Here is a 25,047-nt window from a genome sequence, read left to right as displayed (position 1 = left end):
GCTGCGCAGCCGATCGGGAGCAAGCTCCCTCGCCACAGAACTAAGTGCTGCACCCTGGCCTGCGTGCTCGAACAACAAAACAAGAGGCAAACCAATGTCCGACCTCCTCTGGCAACCCGACGCCGAGCGTATCGCCCAATCGCGCATGGATCAGTTCCGCCGCGACATCAATCAGCGCCATGGCCTGGCGCTGAACAGCTACACCGACCTGCACCGCTGGAGCGTGGAACAGCGCGAAGCGTTCTGGCAGGCGATCGTCGATTTCTTCGACATCCGCTTTCACACCCAGCCCGACGCCGTCCTGCGTGAAGGCGCGCAGATGCCCAGTGCCGAATGGTTTCCCGGCGCGACCCTGAACTTTGCCGAACACCTGCTGCGCCGTCGTGACGATGCCGTTGCAGTGATCGCCGTGGCGGAAAACGGCCAGCGCGAACAGCTGACCTGGGCCGAACTGGCCGAGCACGTCGCCGGTTTTCAGGCCAGCCTGCAAGCCGCCGGTGTCGGCCTCGGCGACCGGGTGGCCGCGTGCATGCCCAACACCTGGCAGACCCTGGTGGCGATGCTCGCGACCACCAGCCTTGGCGCGATCTGGTCATGCTCGTCGCCAGACTTCGGCACACACGGCGTGATCGACCGTTTCGGCCAGATCGAACCCAAAGTGTTGATCACCTGCGCCGGCTACCGTTACGCCGGCAAAGACATCAACCAGACCACCAAGATCAACGAAATCCTCGCGCAACTGCCATCGCTGCAGCAGTTGATCATCGTGCCCTACGCTCGCGCGCAGACCCGTACCGAGGATTACCAAACCCACGCCAACGTGACGTTGTGGGACGAGTTCTACCAACCCGGCGGCGAACCGCGGTTTGTCCCGGTGCCGTTCAATCACCCGTTGTACGTGTTGTATTCCAGTGGCACCACCGGCGTGCCGAAATGCATCGTGCACAGCACCGGCGGCGTGCTGCTGCAGCATGCCAAGGAGCATGGGCTGCACGTCGATCTCGGCCCCGGTGACCGGTTGTTCTACTACACCACTTGCGGCTGGATGATGTGGAACTGGCTGGTCTCGGCCCTCGCGGTCGGCAGCGCGGTGGTGCTGTATGACGGCTCGCCGTTTCACCCGGGCCATGAGCGCTTGCTCGACCTGATCGACGACGAGCGCATCAGTGTTTTCGGCACTAGCCCCAAGTTTCTCGCGACACTGGAAAGCAGCGGTTTAAAGCCTGCGCACAGCCATGATCTGAGTACCCTGAAGACCCTGCTCTGCACCGGCTCCGCGCTGTCGCCGCAGAGTTATGACTTCGTCTACCGCGACTTCAAGCGCGATGTGTGCCTGGCGTCGATGTCCGGCGGCACCGATGTGGTGTCGTGCTTCGTCAACGGTAATCCGCTGTCGGCGGTGCGCCGCGGCGAAATCATGGGTAAGAGCCTGGGCATGGCGGTTGAAGTGTGGAACGACGCCGGCGTTGCCGTGATCGGCGAAAAAGGCGAGCTGGTCTGCACCCGGCACTTCCCGGCGATGCCCGTCGGTCTATGGCACGACCCTGACGGCGAAAAGCTGCGCAAATCCTATTTCAGCCTGTTCCCCGGTGTCTGGGCCCAGGGCGATTACGCCGAGCAACTGCCCCACGGCGGGATGCTGATCCACGGCCGCTCCGACGCCGTGCTCAACCCCGGCGGCGTGCGCATCGGCACGGCGGAAATCTATCGTCAGGTCGAGAAAGTCCCGCAGGTGCTGGACAGCGTGGCGATCGGGCAGCAATGGCAGGACGATGTGCGCGTGGTGCTGTTTGTCCGTCTGCAGGATGGCGTGACGCTGGATGACCACCTGCAACAACAGATCCGCCAGGTGATCCGCGCCAACACCACACCGCGCCACGTGCCGGCGAAGATCGTCGCGGTGACCGATATTCCGCGCACCATCAGCGGCAAGGTGGTGGAACTCGCGGTGCGCAATGTGGTGCACGGTGAGCCGGTGAAAAATACCGATGCGCTGGCCAATCCCGAGGCCTTGGAGCAGTTCCGCAATCGCCCGGAGCTGTCGGATTAGCACGCCATGCCCTTGTGGGAGCGGGCTTGCTCGCGAAAGCGGTGTGTCAGTCCCGCTGATATCGACTGATAGATTGCATTCGCGAGCAAGCCCGCTCCCACAGGGGTGAGGTGTTAATCCATCAAGCCCCAATCGCCTGATGTGGTGGGCGCAGGCAGCGGCCGCGCAATCGCCTGGAGCTGTCGGACTGATCCCTCATGCCCTTGTGGGAGCGGGCTTGCTCGCGAAAGCGGTGTGTCAGTCCCGCTGATATCGACTGATGGATTGCATTCGCGAGCAAGCCCGCTCCCACAGGGGTGGGGTGTTAATCCATCAAGCCCCAATCGCCTGATGTGGTGGGCGCAGGCAGCGGCCGCGCAATCGCCTGGAGCTGTCGGACTGATCCCTCATGCCCTTGTGGGAGCGGGCTTGCTCGCGAAAGCGGTGTGCCAGTCCCGCTGATATCGACTGATGGATTGCATTCGCGAGCAAGCCCGCTCCCACAGGGGTGGGGTGTTAATCCATCAGGCCCCAATCGCCTGATGTTGTGGGTGCGGGCGCCGGGCCCGCCTCGGTGTGCAGTTTCAAACGCAGGCGCAGGTTGTTCTGCGAATCGGCATGCTTGAGCGCTTCGTCCTCACTGATCACGCCCTCTACCACCAGCCCGTACAGCGCCGAGTCGAAGGTCTGCATGCCGACCTCGCCGGACTTCTCCATGATGCCTTTGAGTTCGCCCAACTCGTTGCGGCGGATCAGGTCGGCGATGGTCGGGGTGCCAAGCATCACCTCGACCGCCGCCCGGCGCTGACCGTCCAGCGTACGCACCAGCCGTTGCGAGACGAACGCCTTGAGATTGTTGCCCAGCGCATGCAGCAACTGCGGGCGGCGTTCTTCGGGGAACAGATTGACGATACGGTCCAGCGCCTGATTGGCGTTGTGCGCATGCAGCGTCGACAGCACCAGGTGCCCGGTGTCGGCGAATGTCAGCGCATGCTCCATGGTTTCGCGGTCACGGATTTCGCCGATCAGCACCACATCCGGGGCCTGACGCAGGGTGTTTTTCAGCGCCGCATGGAAACTGCGGGTATCGACGCCGACTTCGCGTTGATTGATGATCGAGCGCTGGTGCCGATGGATATACTCCACCGGGTCTTCGATGGTGATGATGTGCCCGCTGCTGTGGCGGTTGCGGTGATCGATCAGCGCGGCCAGCGAAGTGGACTTGCCGGAGTCGGTGGCGCCAACGAACAGGATCAGCCCCTGTTTGAGCATCACCGTTTCCAGCAATACCGGCGGCAGTTTCAGGTCTTCGAAGCGCGGGATATCGAGTTTGACGTTGCGGATTACGATTGACACATCATTGCGTTGCTTGAAGACGTTCACCCGAAAACGCCCGATGCCCGTACGGGAAATCGCCAGGTTCATTTCCAGATCCCGATCGAACTCGCGCCGTTGCTCGGCGTCCATCATGGAGTTGGCGATAGTCTCGACCTCGCCGGGCTTGAACGGCCGCTCGCTGAACGGCGTCAGCACACCATCGATACGCGCACTGGGTGGCGCTCCCGTGGACAGAAACAGATCCGAGCCGTGCTGGCTCGACAGACGGAGCAACAGTGCATCGATTTCCATGGCAATAAGCACCCGCGAAGCATTCAATGAACAGAAATGACCCGCTGTCGTGACGTAACGGGTCATACAGCGTCTACCGCAAGTGCAAGAATAGTAGATGCCAACGCACTGACCGACGCTCAGGATACATGTGATGAACGCAGCACCCTCCCCCGATGACGCCCAAGCCCTGATCGCCCGTACCGACTGGAACCGCACGCCGTTGGGCGCTTCTGGCACCTGGCCGCAAAGCCTGCGCACCGCGGTGGACATCGTGATTCACTCACCGATGCCGATGCTGCTGTTGTGGGGGCCGCAGCTCACGCAGATCTACAACAATGGCTTTGCGATGCTCGCCGGCAGCAAGCATCCACACGCTTTCGGACAGCCGGCGCACCTTATATGGCCGGAACTTCAGGACTTTACCGACCCGATTTATCGAGCCGTCCTACAAGGCCAGGTGCGCACCTACAGCGAACGGCGATTTACCCTGCAACGCCAAGGCGTAGAGTCCGACTTCTGGCTGGACCTGACCTACAGCCCCATCCGCGATGAAAACACGCAAGTGGCCGGGATCCTGGTGACGGCCATTGAAACCAACGAACGCCGGCGCATCGCCCTCGAACTGCAACGCCGTTCCGAAGAAAGCCTCAAGGCCCAGCGCGACACTGAAGAACGCCTGCAACTGGCGCTGGCCGCCACCGATGCGGTCGGCACCTGGGACTGGGACATCGGCGAAGACCGTTTCATCGCCGACGCCCATTTCGCCCAACTACACGGCATCGATCCGGCCCACGCCAGCCAGTTACCGATCAGCGACTACCTGCAAGGCGTGCACCCCGAAGACCGCGCGCTGATCGCCCGCAGCATCAAGCATTGCATCACCCACGGCACCGAGTACGCCGAGGAATATCGCCTGCTGAAAGCCGACGGCGAGCTGCGTTGGGTGTTTGCCCGGGGCCGCTGTTACAAGGATCACCACGGGCGACCCGTGCGTTTCCTCGGCGCCGCGCTGGACCTGACCGAGCGCAAGCACACCGAGCAGGCGCTGCGCCAGAGCCAGACGGAATTGCAGCTGATCATCAATGCAATGCCGATCCTCATCAGTTACGTCGACCACGAAGAGCGCTTTCGCCTGAACAATGCGGCGTATCTGGACTGGTACGGCCTCACGCCGCAGGAACTGTATGGCCGTACCATTCGCGAAGTGATCGGCGAAGAAGCCTACTTCCTGCGCGCGCCGTATATTGCCGAAGCGCTGGCCGGGCGGCCCTGCTCGTTCAGCCTGTATACCCCGCATCGCGACGGCAGCAACCGCCATGCGCTGATGAATTACCTGCCGCGCCACGGCGCCGACGGCTCAGTCAACGGTTTTTATATTTTCGTGATCGACGAATCCGAACGGAAGAAGACCGAAGAAGCCCTGCGCAATCTCAATGAAACCCTCGAAGAGCGGGTCAGCGCCCGCACCGAACAACTGGCTCAGGCCAATCAGCGTCTGCAGAACGAGATGTTCGAACGTGAGCGCGCCGAAGATGCGTTGCGCCATGCGCAGAAAATGGAAGCGGTCGGCCAGCTCACCGGCGGTATCGCCCACGACTTCAACAACATGCTAACCGGAATTATCGGCAGCCTTGACCTGATGCAACGCTACATCGCCGACGGCCGCGCCGATGAAATCGGCCGTTTCACCGAAGCGGCGGTGTCGTCGGCAAACCGAGCGGCGGCGCTGACCCATCGGCTGCTGGCGTTCTCGCGCCGGCAGTCGCTGGACCGCAAGACCCTCAACGTCAATGAACTGATTCATTCGCTGGAAGATTTGATCCGCCGCACCAAGGGCGACCCGATCGAACTCACGCTGCGCCTGGCCGACGATGTCTGGCCGATCAGCACCGACGTCAGCCAACTGGAAAATGCCCTGCTCAACCTGGTGATCAACGCCCGCGACGCCATGCCCGATGGCGGCGAGTTGCTGATCGAAACCGCTAATGTCTACCTCGACGGCAACGACATCACCACCCTCGAACCGGTCAAGGCCGGCGACTACCTGATGCTGGCGGTCAGCGACAACGGCACCGGCATGACGCCGTCGGTACGCGCCAAGGCGTTCGATCCGTTCTTCACCACCAAACCGATCGGCCAGGGCACCGGATTGGGGCTGTCGATGATCTATGGTTTCGCCCAGCAGTCGGGCGGCCATGTCAGCCTCGACAGCCTGCCGAATCAGGGCACCTGCGTGCGCTTGTACTTGCCGCGCCTGAACCTGCTGGAGCCGGAACGGCCAGTCGTGGAAACCCTCAGTGCGGCGCCGACGGCCACTTGCGGGGAAACCGTGGTGGTGGTTGAAGATGACCCGGCGGTACGCATGCTGGTGCTCGATCTGCTCAAGGAGCTGGGTTACCTCGCCCACGAAGCCGCCGATGCCAGCGCCGCCCTGCCGCTGCTGGAATCGGAGCTGCGTGTGGATCTGCTGGTGACCGACGTTGGTCTACCGGGGATGAATGGCCGGCAACTGGCGGAAATCGCCCGCCAGCATCGTCCGGGGCTGAAGGTGCTGTTCATGACCGGTTATGCGCAGAAAGCCGCCGAGCGTCAGGGCTTTCTCGAGGATGGTATGGACATGGTGGCCAAGCCGTTTTCGATTGAAGTGCTGGCCAACAAGATCCGCGAGATGATCAACCAAACGCCGTCACTTGAGGCATAATCCCGCGCCCCGCCGTCACCCCGTTACAGGTATCGCACGATGAAAGCCCAAGCCCGCCACATTCTGGTGAAAACCGCCGAAGAGGCCGAACAGCTAAAACAACGCATTGCCAAGGGCGAAGCGTTCGATGTGCTGGCGAAGAAATATTCGACCTGCCCGTCCGGCAAACGTGGCGGTGATCTGGGTGAAGTACGGCCAGGGCAGATGGTTGGCGCGATTGATGCGGTGATCTTCAAAAAGCCACTGCGCACGGTGCATGGGCCGATCAAGAGCAAGTTCGGCTACCACCTGGTGCAGGTGTTTTTCCGCGATTGAGTGCTTTGCTTTCGGGCCTCTTCGCGAGCAAGCTCGCTCCCACAGTCTGGAATGCGGTCCCCTGTGGGAGCGGGCTTGCCCGCGAACCGATTGCGCAGCAAGCGGCCATCCACCGCTTACCTGGGAATCAATGCCCCCGGCACCTGAATCACCCGACTTGCCAGCCAATGCCCCGCCTGCGCGGCCTCGACCGGACTGCCACCCAGCAAACGCCTGGCCAGATACGCCGCGCTGAACGAGTCCCCCGCCGCCGTCGTATCCACCACCTTCTCGACCTGCTGCGCCGGCACTTCGAACGCCTCGCCATCACAACGAATCAGACACGCCTCGGCGCCGCGCTTGAGCACCACTTCCGGCGTGCCGATCTGCGCGTACGCCTCGAACACCGCGTCGCAATCGGCAAAATGGAACAGCGCCTGTTCGTCATCGACGGTCAGCAACGCCAGATCGACATGCGGCAACACGCTGCGATAGGCCGCCCGCGCCTCTTCCTGTGACGCCCATAAGCGCGGGCGATAGTTGTTGTCGAAGACGATCCGCGCATCGCGCTGGCGGGCTTCGATCAGGGTCTGGATCAAGCGTTCGCGGCCCTTCGCACCTAACACTGCGAGGGTGATGCCGCTGAAATACAGCACATCGTAGTCCGGCAGCGCCGCCAGAATCGGCTCCGCCGCCGGGGTGGTGAAGCAATCGCGCACCGCCGCTTCATTGCGCCAGTAGAGGAAACGCCGTTCACCGCTGGCGTCGGTCTGGATGCAGTACAGGCCGGGCAAGCGACCGGGCAGACGCTGCACCATGTCGAGGCCAATGCCTTCATCGGCCCAGCTCTGGCACATGGCGTCGCTGAAGCTGTCGTCGCCGAGCGCGGTGACGTAATCGACCCGGGCTTTGTCGCCGAGAGCGCGGGACAGGTACACCGCGGTGTTCAAGGTATCGCCGCCGAAGCTTTGCTGCAGGCTGCCATCGGCGCGGTGCTGGAGTTCGATCATGCATTCGCCGATCAGGGCAATGCGCGGGGTGTTCGGGCCCAGGGGGCTGAGGCTGGTCATTTTGTGCTGTCTCTGGATTCGCGGATGTCTGGACTGGCGCCTTCGCGAGCAAGCTCGCTCCCACAATTTGGAATGCATTCCCTTGTGGGAGCGAGCCTGCTCGCGAATGGCCGCAACGCGGTCTCAAGCCTTAGAAACAAGTCTCCATGCTTTCGACCACCGCCAACTGCTCATCCACCAGCAACCCCACCCGCCACTTGTCGAACGTCAGACACGGGTGCGAGGTGCCGAAGGAAATGATATCGCCCACCCGCAGCTCAATCCCCGGCGCCACGCTCATGAACGCATGCTGGTCCATCACCGCCGTCACTTTGCACGCACTAACGTCATCGCCGACCGCCGGCACCACACCGGCCTTGTACCGCAGCAACGGCACCGGCAGGCCGGCATCGAATGCCACATCGCGTTTGCCGAGGGCGATCACCGCAAAACCCGGCTCCGGCAGCGATTGCACGTGGGCCCAGACTTCCAGCGCCGGGCGCAATCCTTCGTGCAGATCACTGCGACGATCCAGCACGCAGCACTGCGCTTCCTTGTAGATGCCATGATCGTGGGCGACATAACTGCCCGGGCGCAGCACGCTGAGGAAGCGTCCGCTGGCGTTCTGCGCTTCGAACGACTCGGCGATCAGGTCGTACCACGCCGAACCCGAGGCGGTGATGATCGGCTTGGCAATGGCAAACGCGCCGCTGTCCTGCAACTGCACCGCCAGGCGCACCAGCGACGCGGCGAATTCACGAATGCCGCTAACCGCGTGATCACCGTGGATCACCCCTTCGTAACCCTCGATACCGGTCAGGGCCAGCGCCGGTTGCGCGTTGATCGCCTGGGCCAGCGCGATGACTTCTTGCTCGCTGCGGCAACCGCAGCGGCCACCGACCACGCCGTACTCGATCATCACATTCAACTTCACTCTGCGCGAGGCGAAGTAGGCGCCGAGATCGGCGACGTTGTCCGGGTGATCGACCATGCAGTAGAAATCGAAATCGACATCGGCCAGCAGATCGGCGATCAGCGCCATGTTCGGCGTGCCGACCAGTTGGTTGGCCATCAGCACCCGGCGTACACCGTGGGCGTATGCGGCGCGGGTCTGGGTGGCGCTGGCAAGGGTGATGCCCCACGCGCCAGCGTCGAGCTGACGCTGGAACAGCGCCGGGGTCATGCTGGTCTTGCCGTGGGGCGCGAGCTCGGCGCCGCTGTCGCTGACGAACTTCTGCATCCAGCGAATGTTGTGCTCCAGCGCCTCGCGGTGCAGCACCAGCGCCGGCAGGCTGACGTCGCGCACAAGGTGCGCACCGATGGCGGCGTCGCCCTTTTCCACAGCGGTATTGATAGCAGTCGTCATGCTTGAACTCCTCACTGTCGCGGCCGCAGGCAGCCGCAGTTATTCGTTGATGCGCCGGGCGAGGCTGTTGGCGCTCTCGATCAGCACCCGGCGATAGTCGTCGTAATTGTTCTTCGCATCGGCCCGTGGGGCGACGATGCACAGGGTGCAAATGGCCACGCCGCTGGGGTCTTTGACCGGCGCGGCGAAGCAATGGGTGAAGGTGTCGGCCACGCTGTCGAACGAGAAGAATCCGTCGATGCCGGCCTGGCGGATCTCCGCCAGAAAGCGTTCCAGCGGCAGGCGCTCGCCATCGGGCAGGATGTAGTCGTCTTCGTCGATCAGGTCGATGATCTGCTGATCACTCAGGTGCGCCAGCAGCAAGCGTCCGGACGCGGTCCACGGGATCGGCGCGTTTTCGCCGATGTCGGACGAAATGCGGAAATGCCGCTCGCCCTCCTTCATCAGCGCCACCGTGTATTTGCGTCCGTTGAGCAGGCACATTTGCGCGGTTTCCCGGGTCTGGCTGACGATTTCCTGCAAGGCGTGATCGGCCTCGCGACTGAGGTCGAAATGGCGCAGGTGCGCCTGCCCGAGGAAGTACAACTGGCGCCCCAGATAGACGTGACCGTCCTTGCCCACCGGCTCCAGAATCCGTCGTTCCAGCAGCGACGCCACCAGTTCGTAGACCGTGGATTTCGGGCTGCCGATGCCATTGGCGATGTCGTTCGGACGCAACGGCTGGCCGATCTCCTTGAGGAAATCGAGGATATCGAACGCCCGGTCCAGACCACGGGCCCGGCGTTTGATGGTGTCTTCGGTCATGTCAGTGGTTCCCATAAGAAGTGCCGGGATGGTAACTGGCCTGAGGTGTTGTGTCAGTTGGATCGAGGCCCTCACCCCCCGCCCTCTCCCGGAGGGAGAGGGAGCCTGACCGGATCGATGCAAAAAGAACTGATATACACCAGACTCAGTATCGATAGGGATCAGTCCCCTCTCCCTCCGGGAGAGGGTTAGGGTGAGGGAGAGCCTTTTACTCAAACCTTTTTCTTGTAAGCGATGCAGTCGATCTCGACCTTGCAATCGACCATCATGCTCGCCTGGACACAGGCCCGTGCCGGAGCGTGTTCAGGTTTGAAGTACTCGCCGAAAACCTTGTTGAAACTGCTGAAATCCCGTGGATCATCCAGCCATACGCCAGCGCGCACCACATCTTCCAGGCCGTAACCGGCCTCTTCGAGAATCGCGATCAGGTTCTTCATGGTCTGGTGGGTTTGCTCGACGATGCCGCCAACGATGATCTCGCCATCCACCGCCGGCACCTGGCCGGACACGTGCAGCCAGCCATCCGCCTCAACCGCGCGCGCGAAGGGACGTGGCTGACCGCCAGCGGCGGTGCTGCCGGTGCCGTATCGAGTAATGCTCATGGGTACTTCTCCTGATGACAAAACAAAAAATTAGAACCGCGTGCTCTTGAGAAACTCGGCCAGACGCGGCGATTGCGGGCGTTCGAACAGTTCTTTGGGAGGCCCCTGCTCTTCGATCCGCCCCTGATTCATGAACACGATCTTGTCCGAAACTTCGAAGGCGAAACGCATTTCGTGGGTCACCAGCAACATGGTCATGCCGTCTTCGGCCAGGCCCTTGATCACGTTCAGCACTTCACCGACCAGCTCCGGATCGAGGGCCGAGGTGACTTCGTCAAACAGCATCAGGCTCGGGTTCATCGCAATCGCCCGGGCAATCGCCACACGCTGTTGCTGACCGCCGGACAACTGCCCGGGGAAGTGATTGCGCCGCTCCAGCAGACCGACCCGCTCCAGCCATTTCTCGGCCAGCACCACGGCTTGGTCCTTGTGCATTTTCTTCACCTTGAGCAGACCGAGGGTGACGTTCTGCAACGCCGTCAGGTGCGGAAACAGGTTGAATTGCTGGAAGGCCATGCCGGTCATGGCACGATGACGGGCGATGACCTTTTCCGCGTGACGCACACGTTTACCGCCAACCTCGTCATAGCCGATGGACTCGCCGTCGAGCAGGATCTGCCCGCCCTGAAACTCTTCGAGCATGTTCACGCAGCGCAGCAACGTGGTCTTGCCCGAACCGCTGGAGCCGATCAGCGTTACGACGTTGCCGCGCTGCATGCTCAGGTCGACACCCTTGAGCACTTCGACCGCGCCGTACTGCTTGTGCAGGCCACGGATGTCCAGCAGCGGCTGAGCGTTCTGAACGTTGGAAACTTGAGCTTGAGTCATGGCAGGGCCACCCGCTTTTCAATATGCCGGCCGAGTAATTCGATGCCGTAGTTGATGACGAAGAACAGAAAACCGGCGAACAGGTAGAACTCCAGAGTCATGAAGGTCCGGGCGATGATCTGTTGGGTGCTGAGCAGTAGTTCGGCAACGCCGATCACCGAGAGCAAGGTCGAAGCCTTGACGATTTCGGTGGACGAGTTGACCCAGGTCGGCAGGATTTGCCGCAACGCCTGGGGCAACAGCACGTAACCGAGGGATTGATAAAACGTCAGGCCGATCGCCTTGCTCGCTTCCATCTGCCCGCGTGGCAAGGCCTGCAAGGCACCGCGCACGATCTCGGCGACGTGCGAGCCGCAGAACAGCGTCAGGCCCAGCGCACCGGCCTGAAACGCGCTGATCTGCCAGCCCAACGCCGGCGCCATGTAGAAGCAGGCCAGCACCAATACAAACACCGGCGTGCCGCGAATAATGTCGACATAAAAGCGGAATGGCGCGCGCATCCAGAACTTGCCGTAAGTCAGCACCAGACCGGTGACAACCCCGAGCAGTGTGCCGAACAGAATCGCCAGCGCCGACACCTGCACACTGGTCAGGAACCCTTGCAGCAACGTCTCGCGTGCTACCCACAATTCATGCAACCAACTGGGAGATTCGTACATCGCAGCCTCCTATCGGCGGATCGCCAGACGCTGCTCGAGGTAACGCAGCAGCATGGCAATGAGGTAACAGGCGGCGACATACAACGCCGTGGTCACCAGCCAGGTTTCGATCACCCGGTAGCTCTCGACGTTGATCTTGCGCGCGTAATAGGTCAGCTCCGGCACCGCAATCGCGGCGGCCAGCGAGGTGTCCTTGAACAGCGAGATGAAGTTGTTCGACAGCGCCGGCAACACGTTGCGCAGCATCACCGGCACGGTGACGTAGGCCTTGACCTGCCACTCACCGAGTCCGATCGCCAGCCCCGCTTCGCGCTGGCCCTTGGGAATGCTCAGCAAGCCGCCACGGAACACTTCGGTCAGATAGGCACCGGCATACAGCGACAGCGTGATGATGAACGACGGGATCTTGTCCAGCCGGATACCCAGGCTCGGCAAGGCAAAGTAGATCAACAGAATCAACACCAGAATCGGCGTGTTACGCACCACCGTGACGTACACCGAGGCCAGCACCCGCAAGGCGCGATGCTTCGAGAGCAAGGCAAACGCCATCAGCAGGCCGATCACGCAGCCGATGGCGATCGACACCAGCGCCAGTTCAAGACCCAGACCGAGCCCCGCGAGCAAGGTGTCGAAATCGCGCCACACGGCAGCAAAGTTCAACTGATAGTTCATGGTCAGCAGTACCTTGAGCGGGGCGCGTGCAGGCGCCCCACTCTCACGGGATCATTTGAATTCGACAGGGAAACCGATCGCCGGCGACGGCAGGTCGACACCGAACCATTGCTTGAAGGATGCCGCGTAAGTCGGGAACTCAACGCCGGTCATGGCTTCATGCAGAGTGGTGTTGACGAAGTTCAGCCAGTCCTGATCGCCGCGTTTGACCGCGCAGGCGTAGGTCTGCGGGCTCCACGCGTAGGTTGGGCTGCGGTAGCGGCCGGGGTTCTGCACCATCAGGTATTTGACCGACGACTGATCGGTAGCCGCGGCATCGGCACGGCCGGAGTTCACCGCCTGATACATCAGATCGACACTGTCGTACTGATCGACCTTGGCCTTGGGCAGCGCCTGATGCACCAATTCTTCGGCATAGACGTTTTGCAGCACGGCCACAGTAACGCTGTCACCGGCCGCCTGCAGGTCTTCGATTTCCTTGTACTTGCTGTTGGCCGGCAGCAGCAGGCCGACACCTTCGCGGTAGTACGGCAGGGTGAACGCCACTTGTTGCGCACGGCTGGCGGTAACGGTGATGAACTGGCAGCTCATGTCGACCTTGTCGGTCAGCAGATTGGGAATTCGCGCGTCGGACGACTGCACGACGAACTCGACTTTGCTTGGGTCATTGAACAGTCCTTTGGCCACCATCCTGGCGATGTCGATATCAAAGCCCTGCAACTTGCCGTCCGCCCCCTGAAAGTGCCACGGCGCATTGGTGCTGCCGGTGCCGACAATCAGCTTGCCCCGGGCCAGAACACTGTCGAGCTTGCTATCGGCTGCCTGGGCCATGCCCATCACAGCGGACGAAGCCGCAAGAACGAAAACACACGCTTTGAACAACGAAGGACGGCGATGCATGGCAAGCACTCCAGGATGATGTTTATTCCGCTATACCGGAACACGGTTTGTTACTACGGAATAGACAGCAGAAAGTGTGCCATAGGAATCGCGGGGAATCTGTAGTGGGTTGAATTGTTTTCGGAATCAAGGAGATGCGAAAAGCATCAGGGAGGTGTTACTCGCTGCGGATTTTCTCAGGCGCTACCGTGGGCCACATCGCTCGGGTACTCGGGCCACATTTGAGTGCGCACTCACCGAAAACGCGCACGGTCTACTGTCAACTCTGACAGTAGAAGAAAACCGCCCATGGGATTAGCGTCAGCAGCGGCTAGATCACTTCTCCAAGAAGGTTTCGATGAGCTCGTCAACTCGCTTTTCAGCCCTGCCTGCTACCTACCGCAAAGCCCTGAAAACCTGGCGACCGGTGATCCTGTACTTCGCCAACGAACACTGCCCCGCCTGCGAATGGGCCGGGCCGGTGTTTCGTGAGGTGGCCGAGCCGTACCGTCATCGCGCCAACATCTACATGCTTAACACCAGCGAGTCGCCACGCCATCCGCTGGTTACCGGAACGCCTACCGTGCTGTTCTACAAGAACGGCAGGTTGCTGAAGAAGCTCAAAGGGATTGGCACGGAGGAAACACTGGCGGCGGACTTTGCCCGGCATATCGGCAGGACCAGGGCACCGGTGGTGCAGCAGAAACCAAGGCATGACCTGCCGTGGTTGCGCCGCACATTGAGCAGGCTCTGCACAATCACGCGTGCGCATCGGCGGGTGATTTGAGGCAGTGCATTTCCCGTAATCGTTGCGGCGTCTGACACATCGCTTTCGCGGGCAAGCCCGCTCCCACAGGGGTCAACGTTGTTCACACATTTCGTGTACGACGCGTGCACTGTGGGAGCGGGCTTGCCCGCGAAGGGGCCGGCACCGTCAGCGCAAGGCTGCTGCCTTACGCAGAATCGCGCACCAGCAACACCTGCGTCACCCGTCGTTCCTCAACGGCTTTGACGGTCATTTGCCAGCCTGCGTACTGCAGCCGATCGCCGATCATCGGCAAGCGATCCAGCAGGCTCATCACCAGTCCGGCCAGGGTCTGATAGTCCTCGGTCGGTTCGGCGCCAAACCCGGTGCGCTGGCGAACACGCGTCAGATTCAATGCGCCGCTGACGACAAAACCGCCCTGCTCCTCGATCACGTCCGGGCCTTCGATTTCGCTGGCATCGGGCAGTTCGCCGGCAATCGATTCGAGGATGTCGGTCATGGTCAACACGCCGACGAAGTCACCGAACTCGTTGACCACGAAGGCGATGTGGGTCGACGCCGCGCGCATTTGCTCCAGCGCATTGAGGATCGAATAGCTGTCGAGCAGGTTGATGGTCTTGCGCGCCAGGTGCTCCAGGTTCGGCTCGGCACCGGCCAGGTATTCCTTGAGCAATTCCTTCTTGTGCACGAAGCCCAGCGGCTCATCCACCGCGCCGTCGCGAATCAGCGGCAGACGCGAATACGACGAGTGCATCAATTTTGTGCGAATCGTTTCGGCGTCGTCGGCCAGATCGATGGTGTCGACATCCGCACGTACGGTCATCAGGTTCCGAATCGGCCGCTCGGCCAGTTGCAGCACACCACTGATCATCACTCGCTCGCGGCGGTCGAACAGCTCCGCACTCGGGGCTTCGCCGTCATCCAGCAGGTCAGAGATTTCCTCGCCGACCTCCTCCGCCTCCAGCTTGCGCCCGCCGAGCAGACGCATTACCGCGTGGGCCGTGCGCTCACGTATGGGGCGCAGGCCTTGCATCGAACGTTTGCGCCGGGCCCGGGCGATCTGGTTGAACACCTCGATCAGGATCGAGAAACCAATCGCCGCGTACAGATAGCCTTTCGGGATGTGGAAGCCCAGGCCTTCGGCGGTCAGGGCAAAACCGATCATCATCAGGAAGCCCAGACACAGCATGATCACCGTCGGGTGCGCATTGACGAAGCGGGTCAGCGGCTTGCTGGCGACGATCATCAGGCCGATGGAAATGATCACCGCGATCATCATCACCGCCAGTTCATCAACCATGCCGACGGCGGTGATTACCGCGTCCAGCGAGAACACCGCGTCGAGCACCACGATCTGCGCGACGATTGGCCAGAACAGCGCGTAAGCGGCGTTGGTCGAGCGCTGGCCGACGTGGCCTTCGAGTCGTTCGTGCAGCTCCATCGTCGCCTTGAACAGCAGGAACACACCACCGAACAGCATGATCAGGTCACGGCCGGAGAAGCTCTTGTCGAATACCTCGAACAACGGCTGCGTGAGGGTGACCAGCCAGGAAATACTCGCCAACAGGCCCAGACGCATGATCAGCGCCAACGACAGGCCGATGATCCGCGCGCGATCGCGCTGATGCGGCGGCAGTTTGTCCGCCAGGATCGCGATGAACACCAGGTTGTCGATACCCAGCACCAGTTCCAGCACGATCAGAGTCAACAAGCCTAACCAGGCCGTGGGATCCGCTAACCATTCCATAAATGTCTCGATCTCTCTTCAGTGAATTCAGGCTGCCGGGCACGGCAAAGTGCAACGCGAAGGCTCTGAAGCCGCGTTGTCAACGATAGTCGGGAGTCGGAAAACCGGATGCTGCGAGTACGTCAAGACCGCGCCATGGCGCGAGGAGAAGGTACGACTGGGAGGCTCCAAGAGGGTGTTCATGCAAATCCTGAATGAAAAATGGCCTTGGAGCGTACAGGCTCAGGGCACATTTTCTACAGCGGCAAATCATTTCAAAATCTGTAAGAGCAAAATAAATGTGTTTTTCCTGTTGGCCCTTTCGCGAGCAAGCCCGCTCCCACAGGGGTTATTCGTCGGACGCAAGTTCTGAGTTCAAAGAGGGGCCAATGTGGGAGCGGGCTTGCTCGCGAAGGGGTCATCAAACACGCCACATCATCGTCCGGCAAAGCGTAACCGTGACAACTGGCGCAAATCCCCCTCTACGTAATAATCGTTGGTCCAGCTGTCATCCACCGCCAGCGGACTCACCTGCTTGAGCTCGAGTTTTTTCGCGAAATAGCGAAAGCGGTAATGCTCATAAAACCGCAGCAACTCCAGGCCATAGCGATCAGCCAGATCGGTGTCGCCATGAATGATCAGAAAGTTCTCGTCATTGCCGTTACTGGCTGACGTACTGAGGTTGTGACTGCCGCTGATGATGGTCGGCGCATCGGTGGTGAAGTCGGTGATCACGGCTTTGGTGTGCACCAGCAGGTTGCCCTTCTGGCCTTTCATGTTTTCCTTCAGCCAGCCTTCCAGCCCGGTGTTGAGCAAAGCTGTGGCAGCGAATTCGGCGGTGCGGTCGGCATGAAATCCGGTGATGCTGCTCGCGGTATTTTGCAGGCCGTAACGCAGGATGTCGTCATGCGGTTTGCCGAGCAGCGCGTTGAGGATCGCGTCCGGCAAGGTGAACGCGGTGACGAACAACACGTCCTTTTTCGCCGCCTCGATGATCTCGACAAACTCACGCAAATCGCCACCACCGCTGCGTGGCGAGAACCCGGCGAACAGCGCCTGTGTTGGGTCCATCGGGTTGTGCTCGGTGATCCAGCTGCGCGTCGCAGCGACGTCGGCGGGGTTGGCCCAGACCTCTTCGAACACTTGCAAATAACGCGTGGCAATCGTCACGTCGTCGAGCGTATGCACCACGTTGGCCTGGCGATACACGCCATTGGCGGTGAAATTGGTGCTGCCGCACAGCACCGCCTGCGGTTGCCGCTGACCCGCGCCATCGACACGGCTGAGAACAATGAATTTGTCGTGAAAGATGTTATGGGTGACCCGGCCGCGTTTGTTCGCCGCCGGCAATTTGGCAAGGTTCGTTTCGTTCAGGGTCGTATCGGGATCATCAGGCTGAGCGTGATACAGAACGCGCACCTGAACCCCACGGGCAAATGCCGCATTTACAGCGTCGATGATCGCCTGCAATTGATACTCGTAGATCGCGATGTCCAGCGCCCACTGCGCGTCCACCGCACGTTCGATAAAGCCCAGCAATCGCTCCAGCAGTCCGTTCTCCAGCCACAGGCGCGCCGCGTCGGGCCAGGCCTCGATGGGCAAGTTCTTGTTGGCGCTGATCTGCGCGTCAAGGTCGGGAAACTTGCGCTGGAAGGCCTGACTGGCGGCCACAGCACGGTTGAATATCACGCTCTGGTTGGCCGGATGACCATCGTCACTGGTGATGCTCAGCTCCAGTGATTCGCCCAGTTGCGGTGCATCCGCCGTGCCGTAGGCCAGATGCACGCGATAGTGCATCGTCGTGCCCGGATTAACCGCGTAATCGGCCCAGCGGAATTTCTGCAGCGGCGCTTTATCGCTGGGCGTGGCGTGATACTGGGGGAAGGTGTGCGCCTTGCCGGGAAATGTCAGGCTGTTGAACAGGAACAACCACGGCCTGTCACCTTGCTGCTTCTCGATGGCAAACCCAAGCAGGCCTTTGCGTCGGGGCTCGGCGAGGTCCATGGCGAGCAACACGCCGTTGGTGCCGGCGTAGGCTTTGACGCGAAAATCGTCCTGAGGATTGGCGACCAGTACCCGCATGATTCACTCCTTGTGATTGGGCTGGGGTGGAGCATAGAGCAGCGCTGCAAGTTTTGATGATATCCGTTTGAACCGAGGTGGCCTCTTCGCGAGCAAGCTCGCTCCCACAGGTAAAGCAGCGTTCACATTCCTTGTGGGAGCGAGCCTGCTCGCGAAGAGGCCCGCTCAGACTTCACACATCATCGATATGCCGATATTCCGCACTCAGCGCCGCCGCTAATTCCCGCGCCCGTGCCAATCGGATGGGCCCGCGCTCAATGTCGATCAACAATCCCGGACACTCCAGCGGCGGCATCGACGGTAAGGCTTTCAAACGCCCATCCGTGACCACCAGCAAGCGCTGCTGCTCGGCCGGGAAGCGCTTTTGTCGCTGGACCAGCCATTGCTGTGCCTGCGTCAATGCCGCCACCAACGGCGTCCCGCCGCCCGCCCCCAACGCCTCCAGCCAGGTGCGCAAGCCACTCGATGCTTTCAGACCTTGCACCTGCCATTTCGGCGCGCTGCCGCTGGCGGTCAGCAGGGCCAGCCGCGCACGCTGCCGATAAGCATCATCGAACAATTGCGCGAGCAACCCCTTGGCATCGCTCAGCGCCTGATGCCGACGCGTTGAAGCCGAGGCATCAACGATCACCAGCCACAGCTCATGGGGAGTTCGAGTACGCAACTGGAACTGCAGATCTTCACGAGTCTGCGGCCGACCATTGAGCAGCGTGCCCGGCCAGTTCACCAGGCCGCTGCGCGCAGCGTGGCGCTGGCCCTGGCGTCCGTGGTCGAGGCGTCCGGCGCGGGGTCTGGCATTCGTCCCCGCGGCGGATCGGGGACGAATGCCGGTTACTTTTTTGGCCAGCTCGGCACTTCGCGGCGAGCGCCAGTGGCCAGTGCCGGGGCGGGCATATCGCCCCACTGGCCCTGCCCTTCGCTCGGTTCGGCCTGGCTACTGGCCGGGTTCTGCGCGGGTGGCTGAGGGCTGGAAGAAGACGATTCACGACGGCGGTGCCGTAGGGCAAATTCCGCCACGGCATCGATGTCCTGCTCGGCAATCACTGCAGCGCCGCGCCAGGCCGCGTGCGCACGGGCGGCGCGCAGCCAGACAAGATCGGCACGCAAGCCATCGACACCCGCCGCAAAGCAACGCTCGGTGATGCTCGCCAACGCGTCGTCGTCCAGCGCAATGCTCGCCAAGGCGATGCGCGCCTGTTCGCAGCGCTCGCGCAGCGCTTGCTGCCGGGCTTCCCACTGCGCGCAGAACGCCTGTGGATCGCTGTCGAAATCCAGTCGGCGGCGGATGATCTGCCCGCGTTCGGTTGGCGCGGTGTGGCCGCTGAGGGCGACGTTCAGGCCGAAACGGTCAAGCAGCTGTGGCCGCAATTCGCCCTCTTCCGGGTTCATCGTGCCGATCAATACAAATCGCGCCGAATGCCGATGGGAAATACCGTCGCGCTCGATCAGGTTGGTGCCACTGGCTGCCACATCGAGCAGCAGATCCACCAGATGATCGGGCAGCAGGTTCACTTCATCGACGTACAGCACACCGCCGTCAGCCTTGGCCAAAACACCGGGAGAAAACTGCGCACGACCCGCGCTCAGCGCCGCGTCGAGATCGAGGGTGCCGACCAGACGCTCTTCGGTAGCGCCCAGCGGCAGCGTGACGAACTGCCCGCTCGCCAACAGATCAGCGAGGCCACGGGCCAGGGTCGATTTGGCCATGCCGCGCGGGCCTTCGATCAGCACGCCACCGATTTTCGGGTCGATGGCAGTAAGGCACAGCGCGAGTTTCAGGTCATCGGCGCCGACCACGGCGGAGAGCGGGAAATGCGGGGTGTCGGTCATCTTCAATACTCGGTCATGGTCGGTGTGAATTCATTTCAATGTAGGAGTGAGCCTGCTCGCGATAGCGGTGGGTCAGCGACAAATAGGTTGGCTGATACACCGCTATCGCGAGCAGGCTCACTCCTACAAAATGTTGTGGTGTGTCAGGTGTCTTCTTCTATATCCAGCAGCAGGTTTTCCAGTGCTTCTTTATACACGCCGGGTTCCTGCCACATTCCACGTTGCTGCGCTTCCAACATGCGCTCGGTCATGTCGCGCAGCGCATGCGGATTGTGTTCACGAACAAAATCGCGGGTCGCCGGGTCGAGCAAGTAGGCGTCCGCCAGCAACGCATACTGATGATCATCGATCAGTTGTGTGGTGGCGTCGAAAGCGAACAGGTTATCGACTGTCGCCGCCAGTTCGAAGGCGCCTTTATAGCCATGACGCTTGACCCCGTCGATCCATTTCGGATTGGCCGCCCGCGAGCGGATCACCCGGTTCAGCTCTTCTTTCAGGGTACGGATTCTCGGCAGATCCGGCTGGCTGTGATCGCCGTGATAACTCGCCGCCGCTTCGCCGCGCAGGGTTTCCACCGCCGCGAGCATGCCGCCCTGAAACTGGTAATAGTCGTTGGAATCGAGCAAGTCGTGCTCGCGATTGTCCTGGTTCTGTAGCACCGCTTGCACCTGACTCAGACGCTGGACGAACTGCTCGCGGGCGGCGGTGCCTTCGTCCGCCCCGCCGTAAGCGTAGGCGCCCCAGTTCAGGTAGACCTCGGCCAGATCCTCGCGGGTCTGCCACAGGCGACCGTCGATGGCGCCCTGTACGCCCGCGCCATAGGCTCCGGGTTTGGCGCCGAAGATCCGCCAGCCGGCCTGGCGCCGTGCCGCGTCGGCATCCAGCCCGGATTGCAGCAGCGCTTCACGCTCGGCGCGGACTTTGGCGGCCAGCGGATTGAGGTCATCCGGTTCGTCCAGCGCCGCCACCGCTTGCACGGCCGCGTCGAACAGCCGAATCAGGTTGGCAAAGGCATCGCGGAAGAAGCCCGAGACCCGCAGCGTGACATCGACTCGTGGCCGGTCGAGCAGGCTCAGCGGCAGAATTTCGAAGTCATCAACGCGCTGACTGCCGGTGGCCCAGACCGGACGCACGCCCATCAACGCCATGGCCTGGGCGATGTCGTCACCGCCGGTGCGCATGGTCGCAGTGCCCCACACCGACAGCCCGAGCTGGCGCAGGTGATCACCGTGATCCTGCAAGTGGCGCTCAAGGATCAAGGTGGCGGACTGGAAACCAATGCGCCACGCGGTAGTGGTCGGCAGGTTGCGCACATCCACCGAGTAGAAGTTGCGCCCGGTGGGCAACACGTCGAGACGGCCACGACTGGGCGCGCCGCTTGGGCCGGCGGGGACGAAGCGCCCGTTGAGGGCGTCGAGCAGGCCGCGCATTTCAGCAGGGCCGCAGGCATCGAGACGTGGGGCGACGACTTCGCGCAGGCTGTTCAGGATCGACGTTACATCAGACCACACCGGTCCCTGTGGGAGCGAGCTTGCTCGCGAAAGCGGTGAGTCAGATAAATTTATATCCATTGACACGACGCTTTCGCGAGCAAGCTCGCTCCCACAGGGGATTTGTAGTGCTTGGGAGATAAGTTGGGTGGCGAACAGTTCGAGGCGTTCGCGGGTGTCACCGGCGCTGCGCCAGACTTCGTCGCTGACGCGTTGCAACTCCTGCGGGCGCGGGCCGCTCCACGGATCGGCAAGCGCACAATCCAGCGGATCAAAGCCCAACTCAAACGCCTTGGCCAACGCCCGCAGCAGACTCGATTGCGCGCCCTTGCCATCGCCACGCGGAATGCGCAGCAGAGCCAGCAGCGTGTCGATGCGCAAACGTCCGGTCGGCGATTCGCCGAAAATGTGCAGGCCATCGCGGATCTGCGATTCCTTCAGGTCACACAGATAGGTGTCCAGACGCGGCAGCCAGATCGCTGCGTCGGCGTCGCTGTCCAGACCGGCGTCGAGTTGCAGTTCGCGGTCGAGCTGCGTCTCGCGCACCAGTTGCAGGATGTCGCGCTGCAGCTCCCGCGCACGACGCGGATCGAGCAACTGAGCTTCGTAATATTCGTCGGCCAACAGTTCCAGATTGCGCAGCGGGCCGTAGGTTTCGGCGCGGGTCAGCGGCGGCATCAGGTGGTCGATGATCACCGCTTGCGTACGCCGTTTGGCCTGGGCGCCCTCGCCCGGGTCGTTGACGATAAACGGATAGATGTTCGGTAGCGGCCCGAGCAACGCGTCCGGCCAGCAATTTTCCGAAAGGCCGACGCCCTTGCCGGGCAACCATTCGAGGTTGCCGTGCTTGCCGACGTGAATCACCGCGTGCGCGCCGTAGGTGTTGCGCAGCCAGAAATAGAACGCCAGATAGCCGTGCGGCGGCACCAGATCCGGGTCGTGGTACACCGCACTCGGGTCGACCTGATAACCGCGCGCCGGTTGAATGCCGACGAAGGTCAGGCCAAAACGCAGCCCGGCGATCATCATCCGCCCGTCGCGGCACATCGGATCGTTTTGCGGCGCGCCCCAGCGTTCCAGCACCGCCGCGCGATTGGCTTCCGGCAGCGCATTGAACATCGCCAGATAGGCGTCCATCGCCAGGCTTTGCTGGCACGGACGCAGGTCGATGCTGTCGAGGTCGTTGCTGACGCCGCCGAGCAATTGCTGGATCAGCTCGGTGCCGCTGTCCGGCAACTCCGCCGTCAACGGGAAGCCTTCCGCCTGCAACGCGCGCAGGATATTCAATGCCGCGGCCGGCGTATCGAGACCGACGCCATTGCCGATGCGACCGTCGCGGGTCGGGTAGTTGGCGAGAATCAGCGCGATGCGTTTTTCCGCGTTCGGCAGCTGCGCCAGATCGCTCCAGCGCCGCGCCAGTTCAGCGACGAAATCCATGCGTTCGGGTTGCGCCCGGTAGCAGACCACGTCGGACTGGCTGCGCTCGCTGCGCCAGGCCAGATCCTTGAAGCTGATCGGCCGGCTGATGATGCGCCCGTCGAGTTCCGGCAAGGCGATGTGCATTGCCAGATCTCGCGGGCCAAGGCCCTGCTCGCTGTCGCGCCAACCGGGCTCGTTGTCCTGAGCGCAGATCGCCTGAATCACCGGAATATTGCGCCGGAACGGCCGCAGGTGCGGGGCTTCTGGACTGGACTGCGCGAAACCGGTGGTGTTGAGAATCACCGCCGCCTCGACCTCGTCCAGCCAGTCCTCGACCACGCTCAGACAGCCGGGTTCTTTCAGGCTGGCGACGGCGATCGGCAACGGATTGAGCCCCGCCGCCTGCAAGCGCTGGCAGAACACATCGATGAACGCGGTGTTCGCCGCTTGCAAATGCGATCGATAAAACAACACCGCCGCGACCGGTTGACCGGGCAGCCATTCGGCTTGCCAGTCGCTCAGTGCGGCGGTGTTTTTCTGTGGCTGGTAAATCGCCGTGCGCGGCAGCGCTTGCGGCTCGCCCCAAGCGTAGTCACGCGCCAGCCAGCGGTTGGCCAGGCAATGGAAGAAGTCCAGCGCATTGCCCATGCCACCCTGACGCAAGAACTGCCAGAGGCGGTCGCGATCTTCGGCGGGCACCGTGCTCAGGTCGCTGAGTTCCGGGTCGGGACGATCATCGCCCGGCACCAGAATCACCTGCACCCCGCGCTCGGACAACTCCACCAGTCGCTCGACGCCATAACGCCAATAAGCGATGCCGCCGTGCAGCGAAATCAGAATGACCTTGGCGTGCCGCAGCACCTCATCGACATACAGATCGACCGAGGCGTGATTCTGCACCTGCATCGGATTGGCCAGGCGCAGGCTCGGGTAGTCCTCAGGCAGTTGCTGCGCCGCTTCGGCGAGCAACGCCAGGCTGGAGTCGCCGCTGCACAGGATCACCAGCTCGGCGGGGGTTTGTCCAAGGTCGGCAATGTTGTCATCCGACACGAAACCGCCGGGCTGGGTCCTGAGCAGGTGCATGGCTTAAACGCTGAGCGCGGCGCGCAGTTGCGCTTCGAGTTGCGCGGCGTCGAGTGCCTGACCGATCAGCACCAGACGGGTGACGCGCGCTTCATCAGCGCCCCACTGGCGGTCGAAGTGCTTGTCGAAACGCGTGCCCACGCCCTGAATCAACAGGCGCATCGGCTTGTTCGGAATCGCCGCGAAGCCCTTCACGCGCAGGATGCCGTGCTGCACAACCAGTTGCGTCAGCGCGTCGAGCAGCAGGCTTTCGTCGGCTTGCGGCAGTTCGATGGAGATCGAATCGAAGGCGTCGTGATCGTGGTCATCGTGATCGTCATCACCGTCGTGATGGTGATCGTGATGGCTGTGGCGGCTGTCGATATGTTCTTCGGATCCGGCACCGAGACCGATCAGCACGTCCAGCGGCAGGCGACCGTTGCTGGCTTCGATGATTTTCACCGCTGGCGGCAGTTCTTCAGCGACTTCGGCGCGAACGCGAGCCAGATCTTCGGCGCTGGTCTGGTCGGCCTTGTTGAGGATCACCAGATCGGCGCTGGCCAGTTGGTCGGCGAACAGCTCATGAAGTGGCGATTCGTGATCCAGGTTCGGATCGAGTTTGCGCTGGGCATCGACCTGATCGGGGAACGCGGCGAAGGTGCCAGCGGCCACGGCCGGGCTGTCGACCACGGTGATCACCGCATCCACGGTGCAGGCGCTGCGGATTTCCGGCCACTGGAAGGCTTGTACCAGCGGTTTTGGCAGGGCCAGACCGGAAGTCTCGATCAGGATGTGATCGAGGTCACCGCGCCGGGCGACCAGTTCACGCATCACCGGGAAGAACTCTTCCTGCACCGTGCAGCACAGGCAACCGTTGGCCAGTTCGTAGACGCGGCCAGTGGCTTCTTCTTCGGTGCAGCCGATGGTGCATTGCTTGAGGATCTCACCGTCGATGCCCAGTTCGCCGAATTCGTTGACGATCACGGCGATGCGACGGCCCTGAGCGTTGTCGAGCATGTGTCGCAGCAAGGTGGTTTTGCCCGAGCCGAGGAAACCGGTGACGATGGTGACAGGGAGTTTGGCCAGTGTTTTCATCGGATGCCCTTTGGCAAGGTGGCGGGCATACGGGACGAGATCCGCTGCGAGCGTGCGCGCGGAAGAATTCGCCACCGGATCAC

Annotated in this window: 19 protein-coding genes; 4 read left to right on the top strand and 15 right to left on the bottom strand. The window is 62.0% G+C overall.

Annotation, left to right across the window (positions count from 1 at the left end; genetic code table 11):
• Nucleotides 1–94: 94 nt before the first annotated feature.
• Complete coding sequence (locus M0808_RS19755) at nucleotides 95–2,050, top strand: acetoacetate--CoA ligase (RefSeq protein ID WP_247842196.1); 1,956 nt, start codon at nucleotides 95–97, stop codon at nucleotides 2,048–2,050.
• A 495-nt stretch (nucleotides 2,051–2,545) separates the two neighbouring features.
• Here M0808_RS19755 and M0808_RS19750 read toward each other — a convergent pair whose 3' ends face one another.
• Nucleotides 2,546–3,658, bottom strand: a complete 1,113-nt coding sequence (locus tag M0808_RS19750; protein WP_247842294.1) for a PilT/PilU family type 4a pilus ATPase — start codon at nucleotides 3,656–3,658, stop codon at nucleotides 2,546–2,548.
• 133 nt (nucleotides 3,659–3,791) lie between these two features.
• Between M0808_RS19750 and M0808_RS19745 the strand changes: the two genes are divergently transcribed.
• Together M0808_RS19745 and M0808_RS19740 are read left to right on the top strand one after the other, a co-directional pair.
• The gene (locus tag M0808_RS19745; RefSeq protein ID WP_247842195.1) at nucleotides 3,792–6,341 is read left to right on the top strand and encodes a PAS domain-containing sensor histidine kinase; all 2,550 of its coding nucleotides are present in this window, start codon (nucleotides 3,792–3,794) and stop codon (nucleotides 6,339–6,341) included.
• 39 nt (nucleotides 6,342–6,380) lie between these two features.
• Nucleotides 6,381–6,656, top strand: coding sequence for a peptidylprolyl isomerase (locus M0808_RS19740; RefSeq protein ID WP_003225447.1), 276 nt, complete (start codon nucleotides 6,381–6,383; stop codon nucleotides 6,654–6,656).
• A gap of 116 nt (nucleotides 6,657–6,772) precedes the next feature.
• Here the strand turns inward: M0808_RS19740 and M0808_RS19735 are convergent, their stop codons facing one another.
• From M0808_RS19735 to M0808_RS19700, 8 genes are all read right to left on the bottom strand, one after another.
• Nucleotides 6,773–7,705, bottom strand: a complete 933-nt coding sequence (locus M0808_RS19735; protein WP_247842194.1) for a sugar kinase — start codon at nucleotides 7,703–7,705, stop codon at nucleotides 6,773–6,775.
• A 130-nt stretch (nucleotides 7,706–7,835) separates the two neighbouring features.
• Nucleotides 7,836–9,050 carry an amino acid deaminase gene (locus tag M0808_RS19730; RefSeq protein WP_247842193.1) on the bottom strand — a complete coding sequence of 405 codons (1,215 nt, stop codon included), beginning with the start codon at nucleotides 9,048–9,050 and terminating at the stop codon, nucleotides 7,836–7,838.
• A 39-nt stretch (nucleotides 9,051–9,089) separates the two neighbouring features.
• A complete protein-coding gene (locus M0808_RS19725; protein ID WP_027612656.1) occupies nucleotides 9,090–9,854 on the bottom strand; it encodes an IclR family transcriptional regulator in 765 nt (254 codons plus the stop codon).
• A gap of 212 nt (nucleotides 9,855–10,066) precedes the next feature.
• Nucleotides 10,067–10,456 (bottom strand): RidA family protein, encoded by a 390-nt coding sequence (locus tag M0808_RS19720; protein ID WP_016984340.1) that lies wholly within the window; start codon nucleotides 10,454–10,456, stop codon nucleotides 10,067–10,069.
• Between the two features lie 30 nt (nucleotides 10,457–10,486).
• Nucleotides 10,487–11,284 carry an amino acid ABC transporter ATP-binding protein gene (locus M0808_RS19715; protein ID WP_097087296.1) on the bottom strand — a complete coding sequence of 266 codons (798 nt, stop codon included), beginning with the start codon at nucleotides 11,282–11,284 and terminating at the stop codon, nucleotides 10,487–10,489.
• Nucleotides 11,281–11,943 carry an amino acid ABC transporter permease gene (locus M0808_RS19710; protein ID WP_007965124.1) on the bottom strand — a complete coding sequence of 221 codons (663 nt, stop codon included), beginning with the start codon at nucleotides 11,941–11,943 and terminating at the stop codon, nucleotides 11,281–11,283. Before M0808_RS19710 ends, M0808_RS19715 begins: the two co-directional genes overlap by 4 nt.
• Nucleotides 11,944–11,952: 9 nt before the next feature.
• Entirely contained in the window at nucleotides 11,953–12,615 is a 663-nt protein-coding gene (locus M0808_RS19705; RefSeq protein WP_003225455.1) for an amino acid ABC transporter permease, read from the bottom strand.
• Between the two features lie 51 nt (nucleotides 12,616–12,666).
• The gene (locus M0808_RS19700; protein ID WP_098964184.1) at nucleotides 12,667–13,515 is read right to left on the bottom strand and encodes a transporter substrate-binding domain-containing protein; all 849 of its coding nucleotides are present in this window, start codon (nucleotides 13,513–13,515) and stop codon (nucleotides 12,667–12,669) included.
• 337 nt (nucleotides 13,516–13,852) lie between these two features.
• On the opposite strand from M0808_RS19700, the gene M0808_RS19695 reads away from it, so the two are divergent.
• Complete coding sequence (locus M0808_RS19695) at nucleotides 13,853–14,281, top strand: thioredoxin family protein (RefSeq protein ID WP_247842192.1); 429 nt, start codon at nucleotides 13,853–13,855, stop codon at nucleotides 14,279–14,281.
• 166 nt (nucleotides 14,282–14,447) lie between these two features.
• Here the strand turns inward: M0808_RS19695 and M0808_RS19690 are convergent, their stop codons facing one another.
• The 6 genes from M0808_RS19690 to cobW all read right to left on the bottom strand — a co-directional run bounded on the left by M0808_RS19690 (nucleotide 14,448) and on the right by cobW (nucleotide 24,964).
• A complete protein-coding gene (locus M0808_RS19690) occupies nucleotides 14,448–16,007 on the bottom strand; it encodes a TerC family protein (protein ID WP_247842191.1) in 1,560 nt (519 codons plus the stop codon).
• A gap of 414 nt (nucleotides 16,008–16,421) precedes the next feature.
• The gene (locus tag M0808_RS19685) at nucleotides 16,422–18,068 is read right to left on the bottom strand and encodes a phospholipase D-like domain-containing protein (RefSeq protein WP_247842190.1); all 1,647 of its coding nucleotides are present in this window, start codon (nucleotides 18,066–18,068) and stop codon (nucleotides 16,422–16,424) included.
• Between the two features lie 172 nt (nucleotides 18,069–18,240).
• Nucleotides 18,241–18,972, bottom strand: a complete 732-nt coding sequence (locus tag M0808_RS19680; protein WP_247842189.1) for a VWA domain-containing protein — start codon at nucleotides 18,970–18,972, stop codon at nucleotides 18,241–18,243.
• Entirely contained in the window at nucleotides 18,900–19,898 is a 999-nt protein-coding gene (locus M0808_RS19675) for an AAA family ATPase (protein WP_247842188.1), read from the bottom strand. Before M0808_RS19675 ends, M0808_RS19680 begins: the two co-directional genes overlap by 73 nt.
• Before the next feature lie 143 nt (nucleotides 19,899–20,041).
• Entirely contained in the window at nucleotides 20,042–23,890 is a 3,849-nt protein-coding gene (gene cobN / locus M0808_RS19670) for a cobaltochelatase subunit CobN (protein ID WP_247842187.1), read from the bottom strand.
• A 3-nt stretch (nucleotides 23,891–23,893) separates the two neighbouring features.
• Nucleotides 23,894–24,964 (bottom strand): cobalamin biosynthesis protein CobW, encoded by a 1,071-nt coding sequence (cobW, locus tag M0808_RS19665; RefSeq protein ID WP_123586526.1) that lies wholly within the window; start codon nucleotides 24,962–24,964, stop codon nucleotides 23,894–23,896.
• Nucleotides 24,965–25,047: the final 83 nt, after the last annotated feature.

Source organism: Pseudomonas sp. MWU12-3103b (genome assembly GCF_023100615.1).
Classification (GTDB): domain Bacteria; phylum Pseudomonadota; class Gammaproteobacteria; order Pseudomonadales; family Pseudomonadaceae; genus Aquipseudomonas; species Aquipseudomonas putida_A.
This window is presented reverse-complemented; position numbering and strand designations above follow the sequence as displayed.